We start from the raw sequence: 20,047 nt of genomic DNA on the forward strand, positions 1-20,047 counted from the left end.
ACAGAAAGTTATGAAGACAATGATATATTCAGTATTCGCACTCATGCTGTCAGCCTCTGCGCTGACGGCGTGCAGCGATGACGAGTTCAGCGGCGACCCCGCTAAGGACTGGAGCGGCACTACCGCATTCTTCGCTTCGACAGATGCACAGGGCTTTGGCACCTACTACACACCGGCCGTGGGACGCGTTGGCGACCCTATGCCATTCTACGATCAGAAGGCTGGCGACTTCAAGGTGCTCTACCTACAGGAGTTCACTAACAATATGGCTTACCGCTTCCACCCCATCTGGGCAGTATCTACCAAGGATGGCGCCAACTACGAGTCGATGGGCGAGCTGATTCCATTCGGAGCCAACGACTACCAGCAGGATGCGGCACTGGGTACAGGTTGCGCCTACGAGAAAGACGGCACCTACTACATCTATTACACAGGTCACAATGGTAACTGCAAGAATCGCGAGGTAGTAATGCGTGCTACATCAACAGATTTCAAGAGCTGGACCAAGGATGAGCTCTGGACACTGAAAGGAACTGACTATGGCTACTCGGCCAATGACTTCCGCGACCCACAGATATTCATTGCTGACGACAATCTCTATCACATGGTGATTGCGACCTATCCAGAATGGGGAGGCGATCCCTGTTTTGCAGAGTTCAAGTCGAGCGACCTGAAGAACTGGGAGCATGTAGGACGCTTCAAGATGATATGGGACCGTATGCTGGAGTGCCCTGATATCTTCAAGATAGGTAATTACTGGTATCTGGTTTACAGCGAGAGTTTCCGTGCTTCATGGAGCCGCGTAGTTAAATATATGATGGCCAAGAGCTACGACGAGTTAAAGAACTGTTTCAACGATGGTCCTAAGTGGCCTGCAGACGGTCCACTGTGGCGCGAGGGCAAGCTCAGCACACGTGCCTTCTATGCTGCCAAGACTGCCTCTAACGGAACAGACCGCTACATATGGGGATGGTGCCCCTTCCGTTCTGGTGCTGACATCCATGAGAAGAACACCAACGTAGGTGCCGGCGATGGCAACGAGCCTAACTGGAGTGGAGCACTGGTATGCCACAAGCTGATTCAGCATGACGACGGCACACTGTCGCTAGGTGCTGTGCCAGCAATGGCTGCTAAATACAACAAGACTGCAGATATAAGAGTTATGGACTCAAATGGCTATAGTGATGGTGCCTTGACTGGTGATGATGCATTCGTTCTCTTTAACCGTCTGGGTGAGTGCAACCACATCTCGTTTACCGTGAAAACGTCGAACAACTGGGATAAGTTTGGAATCTCGTTTGTACGCGGCACCGACTCGAAGAAATACTACACCATGGTTGTTAATCCTGAAGGCGAGAATGAGCGCAAGGTGAACTTTGAGCAGGAAGGCGAAGAAGGTAAAGGATTCATCGAGGCTGCCGACGGCTATGGATTCTATCGTCCTGCCGACAACACTTACAATATTGATATCTACACCGACAATAGCGTGATTGTCATGTATATCAACGACACAGTATGCTATACCCAGCGCATCTATGGTATCCAAAAGAACTGCTGGAGTATCAACAACTACGGCGGGTCAATCACCGTCAGTGATGTAAAGGTTACACAGCAATAATCAATAGTATCCTAAAAAAAGCTGTTATCTTTTTCATCTTTCACAAAAAAAGTGCTATATTTGCAGAATTAAATGTGTAAAAGATGAAAAAGATAACGGCTTTTTTGATGCTCATGGTCTTGCTGACAGCATGCTCTAAGCCAGACCATGTCTACAAAATAGGTGTATCGCAATGTTCAATAGGCTACTGGCGCTCAAAGGTGAACAATGAGATGCTGGCTGCACAGCACCTCTTCGACCAGGACGTGAAAGTGGAAATCGTAGACTGCTACGACCAGTCGGACGACCAGATACGACAGATAGATAGTCTGGTGACCAGCGGTATTGACCTGCTGGTAGTAGCCCCCAACGACTATAAGATAGCCCCAGCTCTGAAGCGTGCTAAGGACAAGGGCATCCCCATAGTGCTCTTCGATCGCATGGTGGAGAGCAACGACTACACAGCCTTTATTGGCGGCAGCAATGTGGCCATAGGCGAGATGGCAGCAAACTATGCTGTACAGCTGGCGGCTGAATCGGAGGGGCACAACGTACTGGAGATTGCCGCCCTGCAAAACACATCGCCAGCACGCGAGCGCCACCAAGGTTTTGAGCGTGTAATGAAGCAGCACCAAGACGCGAACTATCACTACGTCATAGGCAACTGGGACGACAACGACACTCATGACATTCTGAAGAAAGAAATAGAAGCAGGCCGTATACCCGATGTAGTATTCTGCCACAGCGATTTCATGGCTCTGGGTGCCCACCGCGCTACCGTTGAGGCACGACTTGAAAACAAGATTAAGGTGATAGGCGTTGACGGACTGCCCATCGAAGGCATAAAATATGTGCAGAAAGGCTGGCTGGCCGGCACCTGCGTCTACCCCACCCACGGTGAAGAAATCGTGCGGCTAGCTCTCGACATCCTGAACAGGAAACCTTACGAACGTATCAACTACCTGAACAGTCTGATAATCACGCCCCAAAATGTGGACATGATATCCCGCTATGCCACAGAGTTGATGCACCAGAACGAAGACCTGGTGGTGATACAAGAGAAACTAGACAACTACTTCGGGCTCTACCATGTGCAGAGCAAGATTATCTGGGCCAGCGTGTTTGCCATCGTGCTGCTGGTGGTGGCCATCGCGATTACATGGCTTGCAGTAAAGCAGATACGTAAGGCACATCGCAAACAGAAAGCGCTCAACAAGGAACAGACACAATTCTATACCAATGCCAGCCACCAGCTGAAGACACCATTGACGCTCATCACAGGGCCACTGAAACAGTTGTTGAAGCGAAACACGCTCAAAGACAGCGATAAAGAACTGCTGGAGATAGTTGACCGCAATGTTTCGCAACTGGAGTCGCTGGTGTCGGATGTACTAAACTTCCGACGTGAAGTTCAAAACACCGTCAGCGATAATAGTGTGCCCGACGAAAAGAGCCTGGCGGGATCGAAAGACATTGTCCACGAATCGCATCTCAACATGCTGAATCAGACAGATGCCGAAGAACTGCCCAATATACTGATTGTGGAGGACAACGATGACATGCGCCGCTATCTGCGCACGCTGCTAGCCGAGAGATTCTACGTGTTGGAGGCCAGCGACGGACTGAGCGGACTCAAACTGGCCCGTGAGAGCGTGCCCGACCTAATAGTAAGCGACGTGATGATGCCAGTGATGGACGGTCTGCAACTCTGTAAACAGCTGAAAGAAGATTTAATCACCAGCCACATACCAGTAATCCTGCTGACGGCCCGCAGCGAAGAGCACCAACAGATGGAAGGCTATGAGAGTGGTGCTGATGCCTACCTCACCAAGCCCTTCAGCGCCGAGTTGCTGGTGAGCCGCATCTACAATCTGCTGTCATCGAGAAGAAAACTGCGCAACCTGTTTGACGACAAACTAGAGAAAGCGCCAGCAGATGTAAAGCTGACAACACAGGACAAACTGTTTATGAACCAACTGAAGGAAGCCATCAACCAGAGCATGGCCAATCCCAACCTAAAGATGGACGAGCTGGGCGAGCAGTTGGGCATCAGTCGTGTGCAGCTGTACCGCAAGGTGAAGACACTGACAGGCCTCTCACCAGTAGAACTGCTACGACAGATGCGACTACAGAAAGGCAAGATACTACTGAACACCACAACCAAGACAGTAGCTGAAATAGCATACGAGGTAGGTTTCAGTTCGTCGAGCTACTTCTCGAATTGTTTCAAGAAGCAGTTCGGCAAATTGCCGATGGAATTAAGAGAATAGCCTAAAATACACTTGAAAACGCAACGATAACAAATATTATAAAAAGCATCGCAATATTGATACATGCAACATTTTTTATGGCGGTTTGAACGTTTTTTTAAAGGTTCAAGCCGCTTTTGTTAGTACTTTTGCGACAAATATTTTAATTCACAGAGTACTAACCAAATTTAAACGATCAACAATGGAACAACTAAAGAAAATGTTTCTGAGTTTAGTTTTCATCTTTACGAGTACACTTATGTACGCGCAAAGTGAGATTCGTGGTACGGTGGTTGACGCTACAGGCGAACCAATCATTGGTGCCACAGTGATGGAGAAAGGGACTTCGAATGGTACGATTACCGATTTTGATGGTAACTTTAGTGTAAAGGTGATTGAGGGTGCCCCCCTCGTATTCTCGTACATTGGTTTTGAGACACAGGAGCATCCCGCCAAGAATGGCATGAAGGTTACACTGAAAGACAATGCCAAGGAACTGGCAGAGGTGGTAGTAACCGGTTACCAGACCCAGCGTAAGGCCGATCTGACTGGTTCGGTATCAGTAGTAGAGACCAAGGACCTCAAGACCTCGTCGGACACCGACCCCATGCGAGCACTGCAGGGTAAGGTGCCAGGTATGACCATCACCAGCAATGGTTCACCTGTAGGTGCAGGTACCGTACGTATCCGTGGTATTGGTTCGTTCAACTCATCACAGGACCCACTCTTCGTTATCGACGGTGTGCCCACAACGACCAATCTGAACACCCTGAACATGAACGACATCGAGTCGATGCAGGTCTTGAAGGATGCTGCCTCGGCCTCTATCTATGGTAGCCGCGCTGCCAATGGTGTGATCATCATCACAACCCGTAGCGGTAAGAAGGGCGACAAAGTAAAAGTTGACTTCTCGGCCAACCTGACAGCACAGTTCTACAATAAGCAGAGCATGATGAAACTGTCGAATACTGCCGAATATGCTACTGCTATGGCTCAGGCAGCCATGAACGACGGACTGAATCCTGAGGCTTATGCCAACAACTACGGTCTGACACTGCATGCCGGTAGCGGCACACCAATCTCGGCTTACAACCCCGCCACAGGACAGATGGAGAGTTTCACCGTGAACGGTTTGTACGACGGATTTATGAACGCTAAGAGAACCATGCGTTTCAGCAATACCGACTGGTTGAAGGAGATTTCGCGCACCGGTTTCTCACAGAACTACGACCTTTCTATCTCGAACGCTACCGAGAAGTCGTCGGCACTGTTCTCATTCGGATACAAGAAAAACATGGGTATTTTGAAATACACTGATTTTGAGAGTTTCTCAGCCCGTATCAACACCAGCTTCAAGCTCAACAAATTGGTGACCATCGGTGAGAATGCTACGGTCACATATTCTAACCAGGTTGACTGTCAGCCTCTGGAGAATGCCTTGAAGATGTCGCCAACACTGCCTGTTTATGAAGAGGACGGTGTAACATTCTCGGGACCAGTAGGTGGTATGAGCGACCGTCAGAACCCACTTCGTGAGTTGTATCACAACCGCGACAACCGCCTGAAGATGTGGCGTATCTTTGGCAACGCCTACGTCAACGTGGAGCCTATCAAGGGACTGCTGTTACGTTCTAACTTCGGTCTCGACCTCTGGTCGGAGAATATCCACAGCGTAACATACACCTGGCACTCTGACGTGGTAAACAACTCTACCCCATCAGCCAACATGGGTGCTAAGACATCGGTTAAGTGGACCTGGTCGAACACTGCCAACTATAACTTCACACTTGGTACCGACCATTCGTTCATCGTACTGGGTGGTATGGAGCTCCACAGAGATATCAATGACTGGTCGAATGCCTACGCACAGATGTTTGCCATTGAGAACTACGACTATATGTATCCCGACGCAGCCACCGGTACACAGCGTGCAACTGGTATGCAGGAGGGCTACAATCTGGTATCATTCTTCGGCAAGCTCGATTATAACTTCAAGGATCTGGTACTGGCTTCGTTCACTATCCGTCATGACGGTTCAAGCCGCTTTGGTGAGAACAACCGCTACGGTACCTTCCCTGCTGCCACACTCGGTTATCGTATCTCACAGCACTTGAAACAGAGTTGGATTGACGATCTGAAGATTCGTGCATCATGGGGACAGACTGGTAACCAGGCTATCTCGAACTATGCACGCTACGGTCTTTATGCTGCTACCTACGGTGGTGGACGTAACGAATCGACTGCCTACGACCTGAATCTGGCCGGCAGCGGCATCTTCCCTTCAGGATTCCGTGCCACACAGGCCCAGAACAACAACCTGAAATGGGAGACTACCGAGCAGTGGAACGCTGGTCTCGACTTCCGTTTCTTCGGCAGCTCACTCTATGGTACATTCGATACCTATATTAAAAAGGTGAAAGATATGCTGATCAACCCTGCCTATCTGGGTTCGATGGGTGAAGGTGGAGCCAGCTGGCTGAACGGACCAAGTCTGCAGAACTGGGGTATGGAGTTGGCACTCGGCTACCGTCATACGACACAATACGGTTTGCAGTACAATATCAATGGAAACATCGATTTCTACCGTTCAAAGGTGACCTATCTGCCTGAGACCACTACCGGTTCATATGTTCACACAGCCAAGCAGAACCTGGTAGAATCAAAGAAGCCTTACGGCTCTATCGTAGGTTACGTTGTTGACGGATTATTCCAGAACCGTGAAGAGGTTATCGCAAGCGGTCAGGACAATGCCCGTGTAGGTGGTTTGAAGTATGCCGACCTGGATGGTAACGGTGTTATCAACGAACAGGACCAGACATGGATCTTCAATCCAGTACCCAACTACTCTTGGGGTTTGAATGTTGACCTGAGCTATAAGAACTTTGACTTCAATATGTTCTGGCAGGGCGTTGCTGGTCAGGATGTTTATAACGACCAGAAATTCCAGACCGACTTCTACAGTCTGACAGACGCTGGCTCAAACAAGGGTAACCGTATGCTGAAAGCATGGACTACTGCTAACACCAGCAGCACCATCCCAGCCTTGACAACCAACAACACTGGTAATGAGAACCGCACCTCGACCTACTTTGTAGAGAATGGTTCTTACGCCAAATTACGTCAGGTACAGTTGGGTTACAATCTGCCAAAGAGTTTTATCAACAAGCTGAACATGTCGAGCGCTCGTGTATATGTTTCAGGTCATAACCTGCTGACTATCAAGAGCAGCTCACTGACCTGTTCAGATCCAGAGAACCCACGCTGGATGTATCCTAACAGTACCAGCATCTCACTTGGACTCCAGGCAAGCTTCTAAGGATTGAAGAACTGAAGGATTAAAGAATTGAAGGATTAAAGAATTGAAGGATTAAAGTTTTTAATAGCAATACAATTATGAAGACAATATATCAAGCAATCTGCGCAGGTCTGATCGTTTGCGGTACGCTCACATCGTGCAACGATTTCATCGACGTAACTCCAAAGGGTGTTATCAATGAAGACATTGCCATGAGTCAGCCCGAAGAGATGGTGACTGCTGCTTACGCCAAATTGGGCGACGACTGGTACACCTATCCGTTTAACCTCTGGCCTTATGGCGACGTATCATCAGACGATGCCATGAAAGGCGGTTCGGGTACTACAGATACAAACTACCACCCAGTAGAGGTATGGTCAACCCTGACAGCTTCTACGCCCGATCATATGGACGAATTGTGGTATCACTTCTACTGCTCCATCAGCCGTTGTAACCGTGCATTGGTATCACTGGCCAACAGTACGACTATGGACGAACAAACAAAGGCCATCCGCGAAGGCGAGGTTCGTTTCCTCCGTGCCCACTTCTATTTCAAACTGGTGCAGCTTTGGAATCAGGTGCCCTGGATTGACGAAGAGGTTTACAAGGTTCACTCTGAGGAGCAGACACGTAACGATGAGTTCTCGCACGAGGAATTGATGCAGAAGATTGTAGCCGACTTCAAAGCTGCCTATGATGTACTGCCAGTACAACAGGCACAAGGAGGACGCGCCAACAAGATTGCTGCTGCTGCCTACCTGGCCAAATGTTACCTGACGATGGCATGGGGCGATGGTTACGAGGCCAATACAGGCACAAGCCATATCAACAGTCAGTATATGCAGGAAGTGCTGAAATATACACAGGAGGTTGCCAACTCACAGTATGGCTATCTGGAGGACTTCGGCGATATCTTCCTGCCTGAGTACAAGAATTCAAAAGAGAGCATCTTCGCTGTCCAGCATTCTGACTATCAGGACGACAACACCCTGTATGGACGCGCCAACTGGAGTAACATGCTGAATGGCTGCTGGGGTATCTGGTCGTGCGGTTGGGACTTCCACAAGCCCACACAGAACCTGGTGAACGCATTCAAGACCAAGGACGGTCTGCCCATGTTTGATAATTATAACGATCAGATCGACTATCCTATCAACGGTGTGCCAACAGCCCAGAAGTGGGATCCACGTTTGTTCCACACAGTAGGTATGCCTACATTCCCATACAAATACGAGGCTCAGTACACCATGACTACCGACAACTCTCGTACACCAAACACCTATGGCTACTATGCCTCTCTGAAGGAAGTGCCACAGCGTTCTAAGGGAGAGACATTCGACAACCCATGGCAAGCATTCGCCATGAACGACTATGTACTGCGCTATACCGACGTGATGCTGATGCGTGCAGAGGCACTGATTGAAACAGGCTCACTGGAAGAGGCTCGTACCATCATAAACAATATCCGTCAGCGTGCTAAGAATTCTGTAGCCAAGCACATTGCCTACGCTGCCGACCAGTGCGAGATTGCCCTCTATCCCACCTCGTATTTCCAAGATAAGGAGACTGCCCGTAAGTGTCTGCAGTGGGAGCGCCGCTTGGAGATGGCCATGGAGAGCAACCGCTTCTTCGACCTGCGCCGCTGGGGTATCGCCTCGAAGACACTGAATGCATTCTTTGAGACTGAGAAGGACGTGGTTTACGGTAAACAGACATACGCACAGTACTATAAGGATGCGCACTTCACACCTGGTAAGAACGAGTACTTCCCACTGCCTTACATCCAGCTGTACTACGTACCTGGTCTTTACACTCAGAACAAGGGATACAATTAAAGAATTGACAATGGATAATTGATAATTAAGAACTATAATTATAACGTTATGAAAAAGCTATCATTCATTATAATGGCGATGTTTGCCTTAGTCCTGACCGCTTGTCAGGACAAGGACATCGACCGCGAGGCTATGAAGCTCAGCGCTCCTGATGCATCACAGATTACTGGACAGCTGTCGGGCGACGACTATATCTGGTCATGGCCTGCCCAAAATGCCCAGATGCGTGTTTCTATCTATCGCAACGGTACTATCTCATCTTCAGAGACCGTTAGCGGTAATACCTTTACACATCATGGAGTGCCCACCAATGTGGCTTTCGAGTATGTGTTTAAGCTCACCGACGGCACCAACACATCAACAGGTGTTGTCAAGAACTACATCCGTGAAGGTGCTACCAGCATCAGCGGTTTGCAGATGAGTCAGCTTGACAAGGATGGCGGCTATGATGCAAAGGTGGAGTGGAACAAGGCTGCTGATGCCACAAGCATCCTGCTGACAGCCACCAACGGTGTAAGAACCATCAACGAGACTCTCGCCGGCTCAGCCACATCATATCTCATCAAGGACGTAGAGACTGGTGAGGAATGGGAGGTAACACTGGTGGCCCAGAATGAGAAGGGCGCATCACTCTCTACCAAGGCGTCGCTCCGCATCGGTAAGACTGCCATCGGATTCCTGAGCATCTACAACACACCAGAGGAGTTGGTTGAGAATGGCGACGATGATGAGGCTTCAGCATGGCTCTGGTTGCACGAGACATACCCAACAGCTCAGTTCGTACCTTTCAAGGACATCACTTCAATAGATGTTATCGATCCATTCCGCGTACTGTTCTGGATGCGCGACCTGGAAGGTGTTGGCGAAAGCGAAGTATTTGCCATGCCAGAGGTGGTAGAGGCTGCCACGCCATTCATCCAGCAGTGGTATAAGGATGGTGGAAGCATGCTGCTGTGGAGCCACGCTACGGTATATGCCGGACATCTGGGACGTATTAATCTGGATGAGTGGAAGAGTAACGATCGCACCATCGGCACCGGTTTCGGCGGCATCAACAACGATGTCTGGAAGATGGCTGTTGAGCTGAATCCTGACCACAAGTTCAAGAAAGACCACTCATCTCATCCTATCTACAAGGGACTTGAGGTAGAGACCACACCTGACACGAAGCTGATAGCCTTCAAGGGTCCAGGTTGGACTGAGGACCACAACTGTCTGGTATTCAACCTGCCTAGTCTGTGGACTGGCATCGGCAACCAGGAAGAGGCCTGCTACACACAGTGCACACAGACCTTTGGTATCTATCCTCTCGGCACATGGGACAGCCAGATATGGTGGGTTAGTCAGATGAACGTATGGGAGGCCCAGCAGGGTAACACCGAGTTCAAGGGCACACTGCTCTGTATCGGCAACGGCGGCTGCGAGTTCTCGATGAAGAACGCCGATGGCACACCAGACAAGAGTGCACATCCTAAGAACAACATCTATCAGGAGAATGTACTCACACTGGCTAAGAACTCTCTGGAATATTTGAAGACAAGATAACACCGTTTTACTCTCAACGACAAAACGATGCGAATGCTAAAGAACTTATCAATGATGTTGGTAACCGCCCTGATGGCGGTTACCTTCATTGGTTGTTCGAGCGACGATCCGAAGCAGACACCGGCGCCTCCGACACCACCACCAACCCCCGAGGAACCTGTTACGCCTCCAGCACCTACTGCCGACAGTTATAACGAATTATATCGTCCGCAGATACACTTCACGCCAGCCAGAAACTGGATGAACGACCCGAATGGGATGGTATATGCAGATGGCGTCTATCACCTGTTTTATCAGTATAACCCACAAGGTAACAGCTGGGGAAACATGTCGTGGGGGCATGCCACCAGTACCGACATGATTCACTGGACAGAGCAAGCAGTTGCACTGACCCGCGATGCATTGGGTGACATTTTTTCTGGCTCAGCAGTCATTGATCATGACAACACCGCTGGTTTCGGCGCAGATGCCATGGTAGCATTCTACACCTCGGCCAGCGAAGCCGGACAACAGCAAAGCATGGCCTACTCTACTGATGGTGGAAAGAACTTCACACGCTACACTGCCAACCCCATTATCAAGAATAATGACGACAGGCAGCGCGACCCAAAGGTATTCTGGCATGCTGACTCCAAACAATGGATTATGTCGCTAGCCAAGGGCTGGAGCAAAGGCATAGAATTCTTCGGCTCTACCGACATGAAGACATGGAACAAGTTAAGCACGTTTGTTGTTGAACTGCCCGGTCGTCCAGAAATACAATGGGAATGTCCTGATTTGATACAGTTTGGCAACAAGTGGGTGCTCATAGTCAGTGTAAACCCAGGTGGACCGATATTGGGCTCTGGAACCATGTACTTCGTCGGCCAGTTCGACGGCAAGGAGTTCAAAGCTGACGCCCTTGACTATCCGCTGTGGCTGGACTATGGTATGGACAACTATGCTGGTGTGACCTGGAGCAACACTGGTAACAGAAAGTTACTGATAGGTTGGATGAACAACTGGAGCTATGCCGGCGATGTACCTTGCTCGCCTTGGCGTTCGGCCATGACACTGCCTCGCGAGTTAAAACTCACAGAATTTGCAGGCAAGCCATTACTCTGTTGTCCGGTAGTTAGCGAGATAGATAAGATAGCCAGTCAGTGGCAGGAAGTCAGCACAGAGGCGCTACCTCTTGATACGCAGAAATCGGCCTATCAGCTACGCCTCACCGTGAACACGGACAAAAACACCACCATCACGCTGAGCAACAGTAGCGAAGAGAAATTTGTAATCGACATCTACGCAGCAACACGCACGCTGGCAGCCAAGAGATCGGGTGCTACAGGAAAAACCTTTGGAACATTCTCTATACCATCTATGCAGGCTCCGCTCAATGTTGAAGGCAAGGATGTCATCATAGACCTGTTTGTTGACCAATCATCAATAGAGATTCTCACCAAAGACGGTGCTATGTCGATGACAAATCTGGTGTTTCCGAAGTCTATCTACGACCATCTGTTTATCAATGGTAACGCTTCTGCTCAGTTGCGTAACCTGACAAGAATTTGGTAAAAATAATCGTTCATTGCACAGAAAAATGTTGCAATGAACGATTTTTCGTAGGAAATGTAACATAAATTATAGGGTATAAATATGATTTATAGTACATTTGCAGCAAAAATCTAAAATCGTACAACAAATAATGAATAGCAAAATGAGAAAAACAGTACTCATGACAGTTGCCACAGTACTGACTTATGTATCGGCAATGGCACAGGTAACACCTATGGTGCTTGGCGAAAAGCATACGATGATACGAGTGGAACAACCAAGCAAATACTTGCTGCTGCCTGTACAGGAGACAGAAGACATTGCAGCGATTGCCGTACTGAACGGGAAGAACGAGATGATGCAACGCATCAATGTGAAACTGGCAGTTGACCGTGTTGACTATTATGTGCCCTACGAGTTGCGAGATGCCAAGCTGCTTGACATCGAGTTTCATGGCGATCGCCGACTCAAAGGTGCTGTTGCTGAGTTTGCCTGTTGGAAGGAAATCAAATACTCCGATACATATGACACCACAAACCGTGAGCATTTCCGTCCGGTATATCACCACACCCCCGCATATGGTTGGATGAACGACCCCAATGGTATGTTCTATAAGGATGGCGTATGGCACCTGTATTATCAGTACAACCCCTACGGTTCACAGTGGGAGAACATGCACTGGGGGCACTCTACGTCGAAAGACCTGGTGCATTGGGAAGCACAGCCACTGACTTTCGAGCCCGACTGGTTAGGCAGCATCTTCAGTGGCTCATGTATCACCAACGGAGATGATGTCGTAGCCTTCTACACCTCAGCCGGTCACCACCAGACACAGTCGATGGCTATCTCTAACGACGGTGGAATGACGTTTAAGAAATATGAAGGAAACCCTATACTGACCAGTGACAAGCCCGACTTCCGCGACCCCAATGTATTCTGGTTTGAGGGCACCAAACGTTGGATCATGATTCTGGCAGTAGGTCAGGAGATGCAGCTCTACTCGTCAGAGAACCTGAAAGACTGGAAATACGAGTCAGCTTTCGGTCAGGAGTATGGCAATCACGGTGGCGTTTGGGAGTGTCCCGACCTGATTCAGATTGGCGACAAGTGGGTGCTTATCTGCAACATCAACCCCGGAGGCCCCTTCGGCGGCAGCGCCACACAGTATTTTGTCGGACAGTTTGATGGTCATAAGTTCACTTGCGAGTCGATGCCAAAGGTTACTAAATGGCTCGACTATGGTAAAGACCACTATGCCACGGTATCGTTCTATAATGCCCCAGAGAAGCGGCATGTAGTGCTGGCATGGATGAGCAACTGGCAGTATGCCAATCAAGTACCCACCAAGCAATATCGCTCAGCCAACTCTATTCCCCGCGACTTAGGTCTCTTTACCTGCGGCGAAGAAACCTACGTCAGTGTGACGCCATCAAAAGAGATGCTGGCCGTTCGTGGCGCAAAGATAAAGAAACCGACAGATGCCTGTGAAATAGTGATCGACCTCAAGAACCAGGCAGAAATCATACTGTCGAACGCTAAAGGTGAGCAGGTAGTGATGACCTACGACACTCCCAAGCAGTCGTTCAAGATGGACCGTACCAAGAGCGGTATCGTTAACTTTAGCGAAGCATTCCCTTGCGTGACCACAGCCCCGACATACGGCACCATCAAGCAGTTGCGCCTGTTTATCGACCGCTGCAGCATTGAAGCTTTCGATGCCGAGGGCAAAATGGCTATGACCAATTTAGTATTCCCATCCGAGCCTTATAATAATATTAAGGTAAAAGGTGGCAAAGTAACAATCTACGAAATAAAGTAAAGACATATGAAGAAATTTGCGCTTATCCCTGTGATGTTCTGCTTCTTTGCCATGGGCTTTGTTGACCTGGTTGGCATCGCATCGAACTATGTAAAAGAAGACCTCCAACTGAGTGACTCTGTAGCCAATGTGTTTCCATCACTCGTCTTTTTCTGGTTTCTGATCTTCAGCGTGCCCACAGGAATGCTGATGAACAAAATAGGCAGAAAAAACACCGTACTGCTATCACTTGCAGTAACGATCATATCACTACTGCTACCCCTATTTGGCGAGACTTTCGCTATCATGCTCTGTGCCTTCTCGCTGTTAGGCATCGGTAATGCATTGATGCAAACATCGCTGAACCCGCTGGTATCAACCGTGATGAGAGGTGGCAACCTGGCATCGACACTCACCTTTGGGCAGTTCATCAAAGCCATCGCCTCGTTCCTGGCACCATATTTGGCCATGTGGGGTGCCACACAAGTTCTACCCTCATTCGGATATGACTGGCGCGTACTCTTTGCCATCTACTTCATCGTAGGTATTATGGCAGCAGCGCTGTTGGCAGTAACCCCAATTGAGGAAGAGGAGAAGAGCGAAGGTAAGGCTTCGACATTCACCGAGTGCCTGAAACTACTGGGTACCCCTATCGTACTGCTGTCATTCTTCGGTATCATGTGCCATGTGGGTATTGATGTGGGTACCAACACCACTGCACCAAAGATTCTGATGGAGCGATTAGGTCTGACCTTGAACGACGCAGCCTTTGCTACCAGTCTCTACTTCATATTCCGTACAATTGGTTGTCTGACAGGTTCTTTCTTCCTGCGAGTACTACCCAATCGCACGTTCTTTGTTATCAGCGTTATCATGATGGCCCTGTCGATGTGTGGTCTGTTTATTGGCACCGAGAAGTGGATACTCTATACAGCTATCGCCCTGGTGGGCTACGGCAACTCAAATATCTTCTCTATCTGTTTTGCACAGGCACTCACAGCCATGCCACAGAAGCAGAACGAGGTGTCGGGTTTGATGATTATGGGCTTGTTCGGAGGCACGATTTTCCCACTGATGATGGGATTTGCCAGCGATGCCATCGGACAGGCTGGAGCAGTAGCAGTCATGGCTATCGGCGTGATTTATCTGTTTACCTACGTTGGAAAGGTAAAAAAATAAAAAGGTAAAAAAGTAAAAAGGTAAGAATTTAAAATCATAAGTATTATGAAGAGATATATCGTTGGCCTCGGCGAGGCTTTATGGGATGTTCTGCCAGAAGGCAAGAAACTGGGTGGTGCACCAGCAAATTTCGCCTATCATACAGCACAGTTCGGATTGGACACTATTGCCATCAGCGCACTTGGCGACGACGCGCTGGCCGAGGAGACCATTGAGGCGCTGAAAGAGCACAACCTCAACTACCTGATGCCCCAGGTACCCTATCCTACCGGTACGGTACAAGTGACGCTAACGGGCGACGGCATACCCACCTATGACATTAAGGAAAACGTAGCATGGGACAATATCCCCTTTACCAATGAGATGCAGGAGATAGCCAAGAATGCCCGTGCCGTTTGTTTCGGATCACTGGCACAACGCAACGTAGTAAGCCGAGAGAACATCCGTAAATTCCTGGACGCCACGCCAGAAGACTGTTTAAAAATCTGCGACATCAACCTGCGTCAGCAGTTCTACTCGAAAGAGATTCTCGAGGACTCGTTCTGCATCTGTAACATCCTGAAGATTAACGACGAAGAACTGATAGTTGTCAACCGGATGTTTGGCTATGACAGCTTAGATATGCGCGACACCTGCCAAAAGATTGTGCAAGACTATCACCTGAAGATGCTGGTACTGACGTGTGGCACCAATGGCTCATACGTCTTCACCGACGACGGTCTGTGCTCATTCCAAGAAACACCTAAGGTAGAGGTAGCCGACACTGTAGGTGCCGGCGACTCGTTTACAGGTTCGTTCTGCGCCTCGATCATCAACGGTCTGCCTGTTCAGGAAGCCCATAAAATCGCTGTCAGAGTAAGTGCCTTTGTATGCACCCAGAACGGAGCTATGCCCGTAATTCCTGAAGAACTGAAGAAGTAAAAAGAGGTTGAAGAAAATGATATGTCGGAGTGGCAAAAGCACTGCTCCGGCATTTTTTTTTAATTTCTTTAACCTAAAAAGAATTGTGTGCGCACAAAATAATGCAAAATGACACTTGCAATTCAATAATAATTTGTAACTTTGCAGGCGATTTATAACAAAGGATAATATTCACAACTTAAAATAAGATTAGAAATATGGCAAAGTTAGATTTGACTCAGTATGGCATCACCGGTTCTACCGTGATTGCTCACAATCCATCGTATGAGACTCTCTTCGCCGAGGAGACAAAGGCTGGTCTGACAGGTTTCGACAAGGGTCAGAACACAGAGCTCAACGCAGTAAACGTTATGACTGGTATCTACACTGGTCGTTCACCTAAGGACAAGTACATCGTATGCGACGAGCAGAGCAAGGATAAGGTATGGTGGACTACAGAGGAGTACAAGAACGACAACCACCCCATGTCTGAGGAGGTTTGGGCTAACGTAAAGGATATCGCCGTTAAGGAGCTTTGCAACAAGAACCTCTATGTTGTTGACGCATTCTGCGGTGCTAACGAGGCTACTCGTCTTGCTGTTCGCTTCATCGTTGAGGTAGCTTGGCAGGCACACTTCGTTACAAACATGTTCATTCAGCCAACAGCTGAGGAGCTGGAGAAGTTCGAGCCTAACTTCGTCATCTACAACGCTTCTAAGGCCAAGGTTGAGAACTACAAGGAGCTGGGTCTGAACTCAGAGACTTGTGTTGCCTTCAACACAACAAGCCGCGAGCAGGTTATCATTAACACATGGTACGGTGGTGAGATGAAGAAGGGTATGTTCTCAATGCAGAACTACTATCTGCCTCTGCAGGGTATCGCTTCAATGCACTGCTCTGCTAACACCGACATGGAGGGTAAGAACACCGCTATCTTCTTCGGTCTGTCTGGTACAGGTAAGACCACTCTGTCAACCGATCCAAAGCGTCTGCTGATTGGTGACGACGAGCACGGATGGGACGATGAGGGTGTATTCAACCTCGAGGGCGGTTGCTACGCTAAGGTTATCAACCTGAGCAAGGAGAACGAGCCTGACATCTACGGCGCTATCAAGCGTAACGCTCTTCTGGAGAACGTAACTGTTGCCGAGGATGGTAAGATCGACTTCGCTGATAAGACTGTTACAGAGAACACTCGTGTATCTTATCCTATCGACCACATCGAGAAGATCGCTCAGAAGGTTAACGGTAAGAGCGCAGGTCCTGACGCTAAGAACGTAATCTTCCTGTCAGCTGATGCTTTCGGCGTACTGCCTCCAGTATCTATCCTGACTCCTGAGCAGACCAAGTACTACTTCCTGTCTGGTTTCACAGCTAAGCTGGCTGGTACAGAGCGTGGTATCACTGAGCCTACTCCTACTTTCTCTGCTTGCTTCGGTCAGGCATTCCTCGAGCTGCACCCAACAAAGTATGCTGAGGAGCTGGTTAAAAAGATGGAGAAGAGCGGTGCTAAGGCTTACCTCGTTAACACTGGTTGGAACGGTACCGGCAAGCGTATCTCTATCCCCGATACACGTGGTATCATCGACGCTATCCTGGACGGAAGCATCCTGAAGGCTCCTACAAAGAAGGTTCCTTTCTTCGACTTCGAGGTTCCAACAGAGCTGCCTAACGTAAATCCTGCTATCCTTGATCCTCGCGACACTTACGCTACTGCTGCTGAGTGGGAGGAGAAGGCTAAGGATCTGGCTGCCCGCTTCATCAAGAACTTCAAGAAGTACGAGGGCAACGAGGCTGGTAAGGCACTTGTAGCTGCTGGACCAAAGCTTTAAGAAATTGACAATTGACAATTGATAATTGACAATTAGATATAGCGAATTGGCTGCGCCGAAAGGCGTGGCCAATTTTTTTTGATTTAAATCAATAAGCAATAAAAAGCCCCCCAAATTATCAACCACCCATTTTTGATTATCGATTAATATTAGTACCTTTGCAGTTGTAATCGCGAGATTACTTCTTTTTCATTAGGTATTATTTTAAGGTATAAAGATTATGTTATTAGATTTTCAAACAACTGTTATGTTGGTAACGGTTGCATTGTCTGCCGGCCTGAGCATCTATACGCTCATGCATACCAACATTCGTTGAAATGAGTGCGGGGTGAGTGATTCATACCGCGCTCTTTTTGGTATCAAAAACCTAAACTAACTTAAAATCGGTCAAATTATAGCATTTTTTCATTAATTTAAGCCGAAATGTGCTCATTTTTGCAGAAATGTGCGTAAATTTGCAGCCAAATTGGATTAAATAGAGATTATTGACTCAATGAAAAGATATATTTCTACGCTCTGTATGATGCTGGCGGGCGCTTTGCTGATGACTTCATGCTTGAAGGATAAAGAAGAAGACACCACCCAGTATTACGAGAACACGGCTATTACTGCATTCAAGTTGTCGTGTGTAAATCGTTATGTACATACCACAACATCCAAAGGTGCAGACTCTGTTTATAAGAAGGCATTAACAGACCCTGTAGTGTTCACAATCGACCAGGCGCAGCACAAGATTTATAATACCGACTCGCTGCCCTCTGATTGCGACCTGACACGTATCTTGGCCACTATCAGCAGTATTAATGCTGGTACTATAGTGGTTAACTACCCTGATAAGAATGGCAACGACTCATTGCTCTACTATAATAGCAGCGACTCGATAGACTTCACCAAAATGAGAGACTTGCGTGTGTACGCACAGTCGGGTGCTTCCTATCGTAGCTATGACGTAAAGATCAACGTACACCAGGCAGAAACCGGTAAGATGATCTGGGAGCAGAAGACGATAGCCGATGTGCCTACCGATGCCAAGAGAGCGCTTTGGGAAGAAAAAGCTGCATCTGCAGGCATGAAGCAGTGGATAGGCTATGGCTCGGCTGAAGGCTATGCCCTTGCTACCGACGGCATGCTGATGACAAGCAAAGACAATGGAGAAACATGGGCTGCCGACGATATCGACGAGGATGCCTCATGGCTGCCCGCAGACAATATCGCATTTGCCTCATGGCCATTTACTGCCAACGACTCTACCGACTATCAACTGCTGATTGGCACCAACGACAAGAGCGACAAAGCTTGTGTTGTATGGCGCAAGATTGCAGAATACGCCAAGAACAGTTTGCCATCGAAGTGGATACTTATTCCTTTTGAGTCACAACAAGGTTACTACCTGCCCAAGATGGAGAATCTGAATCTGGTGCGTTTCAACAACCAGGTGATGGCCATCGGCAACGACAAGAAGATTTACGTAAGTCGCGATCAGGGTATCACCTGGAAAACGACTACGAAATATACATTACCCGAAGCATTGGGCACCAATAATCTCAGCGCCACAACCGACGAAAACGGTTATCTCTGGCTGATAGGCAAAGATACCGGTGAAGTTTGGCGAGGCCTTATCATTGAGTAACAGTGAGAAAGCTTCTGACAGTCATCTTCGCCATGACCATAACGATGGTCGCCAATGCTCAGGCTGAGCCTGAGTACAAGATGGAGATAGGTGCAGGAGCTGGATTGGCAAGCTATGTAGGTGACTACAACAGCAACCCACTAAAAGGCATGCAACCCTGGTTGGCACTTGTGGCCAAATACCGCCTTGATCCACGTGTGGCTTTAGCATTCGACTTAGGTACAGCTAAACTGAAGGGGGAAGCAGCCAATGAAGAATATCAGTTCAGTCACCAGATGACAGAAGCTGATGTACGGTTAGAGTACAACTTTTGGCCATACGGCACTGGACTGGAATATCGCGGCGCACAGCGCTTTACGCCTTTCATCACTCTGGGCTTGGGAACCACCCTCTATGGCGGACCAGAAGATGGCGCTACAATGAACCTGCCAATAGGCGCAGGCATTAAATACAAAATAGGTAATCGTCTGAACCTGACAGCAGAATGGGCTATGCGCTTTACGCTGAGCGACAAGCTGGACGGCAGAAAAGATCCCTTAGGCATTAAGAGCAGCGGCCTGTTTAAGAACACCGATGGCTACAGCGTGCTACAAATAGCACTAACCTACGACCTCTGGGAGAAATGCAAAACGTGTAACAACGATAGATATTAAG

12 protein-coding genes are annotated in these 20,047 nt (G+C 48.5%); all 12 read left to right on the forward strand.

Features of this window, described 5'->3' with window-relative positions; all coding sequences use genetic code 11:
- Positions 1-10 precede the first annotated feature (10 nt).
- The 12 genes from T360_RS0106410 to T360_RS0106465 all read left to right on the forward strand — a co-directional run bounded on the left by T360_RS0106410 (position 11) and on the right by T360_RS0106465 (position 20,046).
- Positions 11-1,618: a glycoside hydrolase family 32 protein gene (locus T360_RS0106410; protein ID WP_028912047.1), complete on the forward strand. Its 1,608-nt coding sequence runs from the start codon at positions 11-13 to the stop codon at positions 1,616-1,618.
- An 83-nt stretch (positions 1,619-1,701) separates the two neighbouring features.
- Positions 1,702-3,867 (forward strand): substrate-binding domain-containing protein, encoded by a 2,166-nt coding sequence (locus T360_RS0106415; protein WP_028912048.1) that lies wholly within the window; start codon positions 1,702-1,704, stop codon positions 3,865-3,867.
- 181 nt (positions 3,868-4,048) lie between these two features.
- Positions 4,049-7,162: a TonB-dependent receptor gene (locus T360_RS0106420; RefSeq protein WP_028912049.1), complete on the forward strand. Its 3,114-nt coding sequence runs from the start codon at positions 4,049-4,051 to the stop codon at positions 7,160-7,162.
- A gap of 77 nt (positions 7,163-7,239) precedes the next feature.
- On the forward strand, positions 7,240-8,976 hold the full coding sequence (locus T360_RS0106425) for a RagB/SusD family nutrient uptake outer membrane protein (RefSeq protein WP_028912050.1): 1,737 nt from the start codon (positions 7,240-7,242) through the stop codon (positions 8,974-8,976).
- A 48-nt stretch (positions 8,977-9,024) separates the two neighbouring features.
- Complete coding sequence (locus T360_RS0106430; RefSeq protein ID WP_028912051.1) at positions 9,025-10,521, forward strand: DUF4960 domain-containing protein; 1,497 nt, start codon at positions 9,025-9,027, stop codon at positions 10,519-10,521.
- Positions 10,522-10,572: 51 nt separating this feature from the next.
- Positions 10,573-12,075, forward strand: a complete 1,503-nt coding sequence (locus tag T360_RS14790) for a glycoside hydrolase family 32 protein (RefSeq protein ID WP_051523441.1) — start codon at positions 10,573-10,575, stop codon at positions 12,073-12,075.
- Between the two features lie 142 nt (positions 12,076-12,217).
- Positions 12,218-13,873 (forward strand): DUF4980 domain-containing protein, encoded by a 1,656-nt coding sequence (locus T360_RS0106440; protein WP_028912052.1) that lies wholly within the window; start codon positions 12,218-12,220, stop codon positions 13,871-13,873.
- 6 nt (positions 13,874-13,879) lie between these two features.
- Positions 13,880-15,031 (forward strand): MFS transporter, encoded by a 1,152-nt coding sequence (locus T360_RS0106445; RefSeq protein ID WP_028912053.1) that lies wholly within the window; start codon positions 13,880-13,882, stop codon positions 15,029-15,031.
- Between the two features lie 45 nt (positions 15,032-15,076).
- Positions 15,077-15,952 (forward strand): carbohydrate kinase, encoded by an 876-nt coding sequence (locus T360_RS0106450; RefSeq protein WP_036929048.1) that lies wholly within the window; start codon positions 15,077-15,079, stop codon positions 15,950-15,952.
- A 197-nt stretch (positions 15,953-16,149) separates the two neighbouring features.
- Positions 16,150-17,763, forward strand: coding sequence for a phosphoenolpyruvate carboxykinase (ATP) (gene pckA / locus T360_RS0106455; RefSeq protein ID WP_028912055.1), 1,614 nt, complete (start codon positions 16,150-16,152; stop codon positions 17,761-17,763).
- A gap of 493 nt (positions 17,764-18,256) precedes the next feature.
- On the forward strand, positions 18,257-19,393 hold the full coding sequence (locus tag T360_RS0106460; protein ID WP_028912056.1) for a DUF6242 domain-containing protein: 1,137 nt from the start codon (positions 18,257-18,259) through the stop codon (positions 19,391-19,393).
- A gap of 2 nt (positions 19,394-19,395) precedes the next feature.
- Positions 19,396-20,046: a DUF6089 family protein gene (locus tag T360_RS0106465; protein WP_028912057.1), complete on the forward strand. Its 651-nt coding sequence runs from the start codon at positions 19,396-19,398 to the stop codon at positions 20,044-20,046.
- Position 20,047 lies beyond the last annotated feature (1 nt).

Source organism: Prevotella sp. MA2016, assembly GCF_000619825.1.
GTDB lineage: Bacteria > Bacteroidota > Bacteroidia > Bacteroidales > Bacteroidaceae > Prevotella.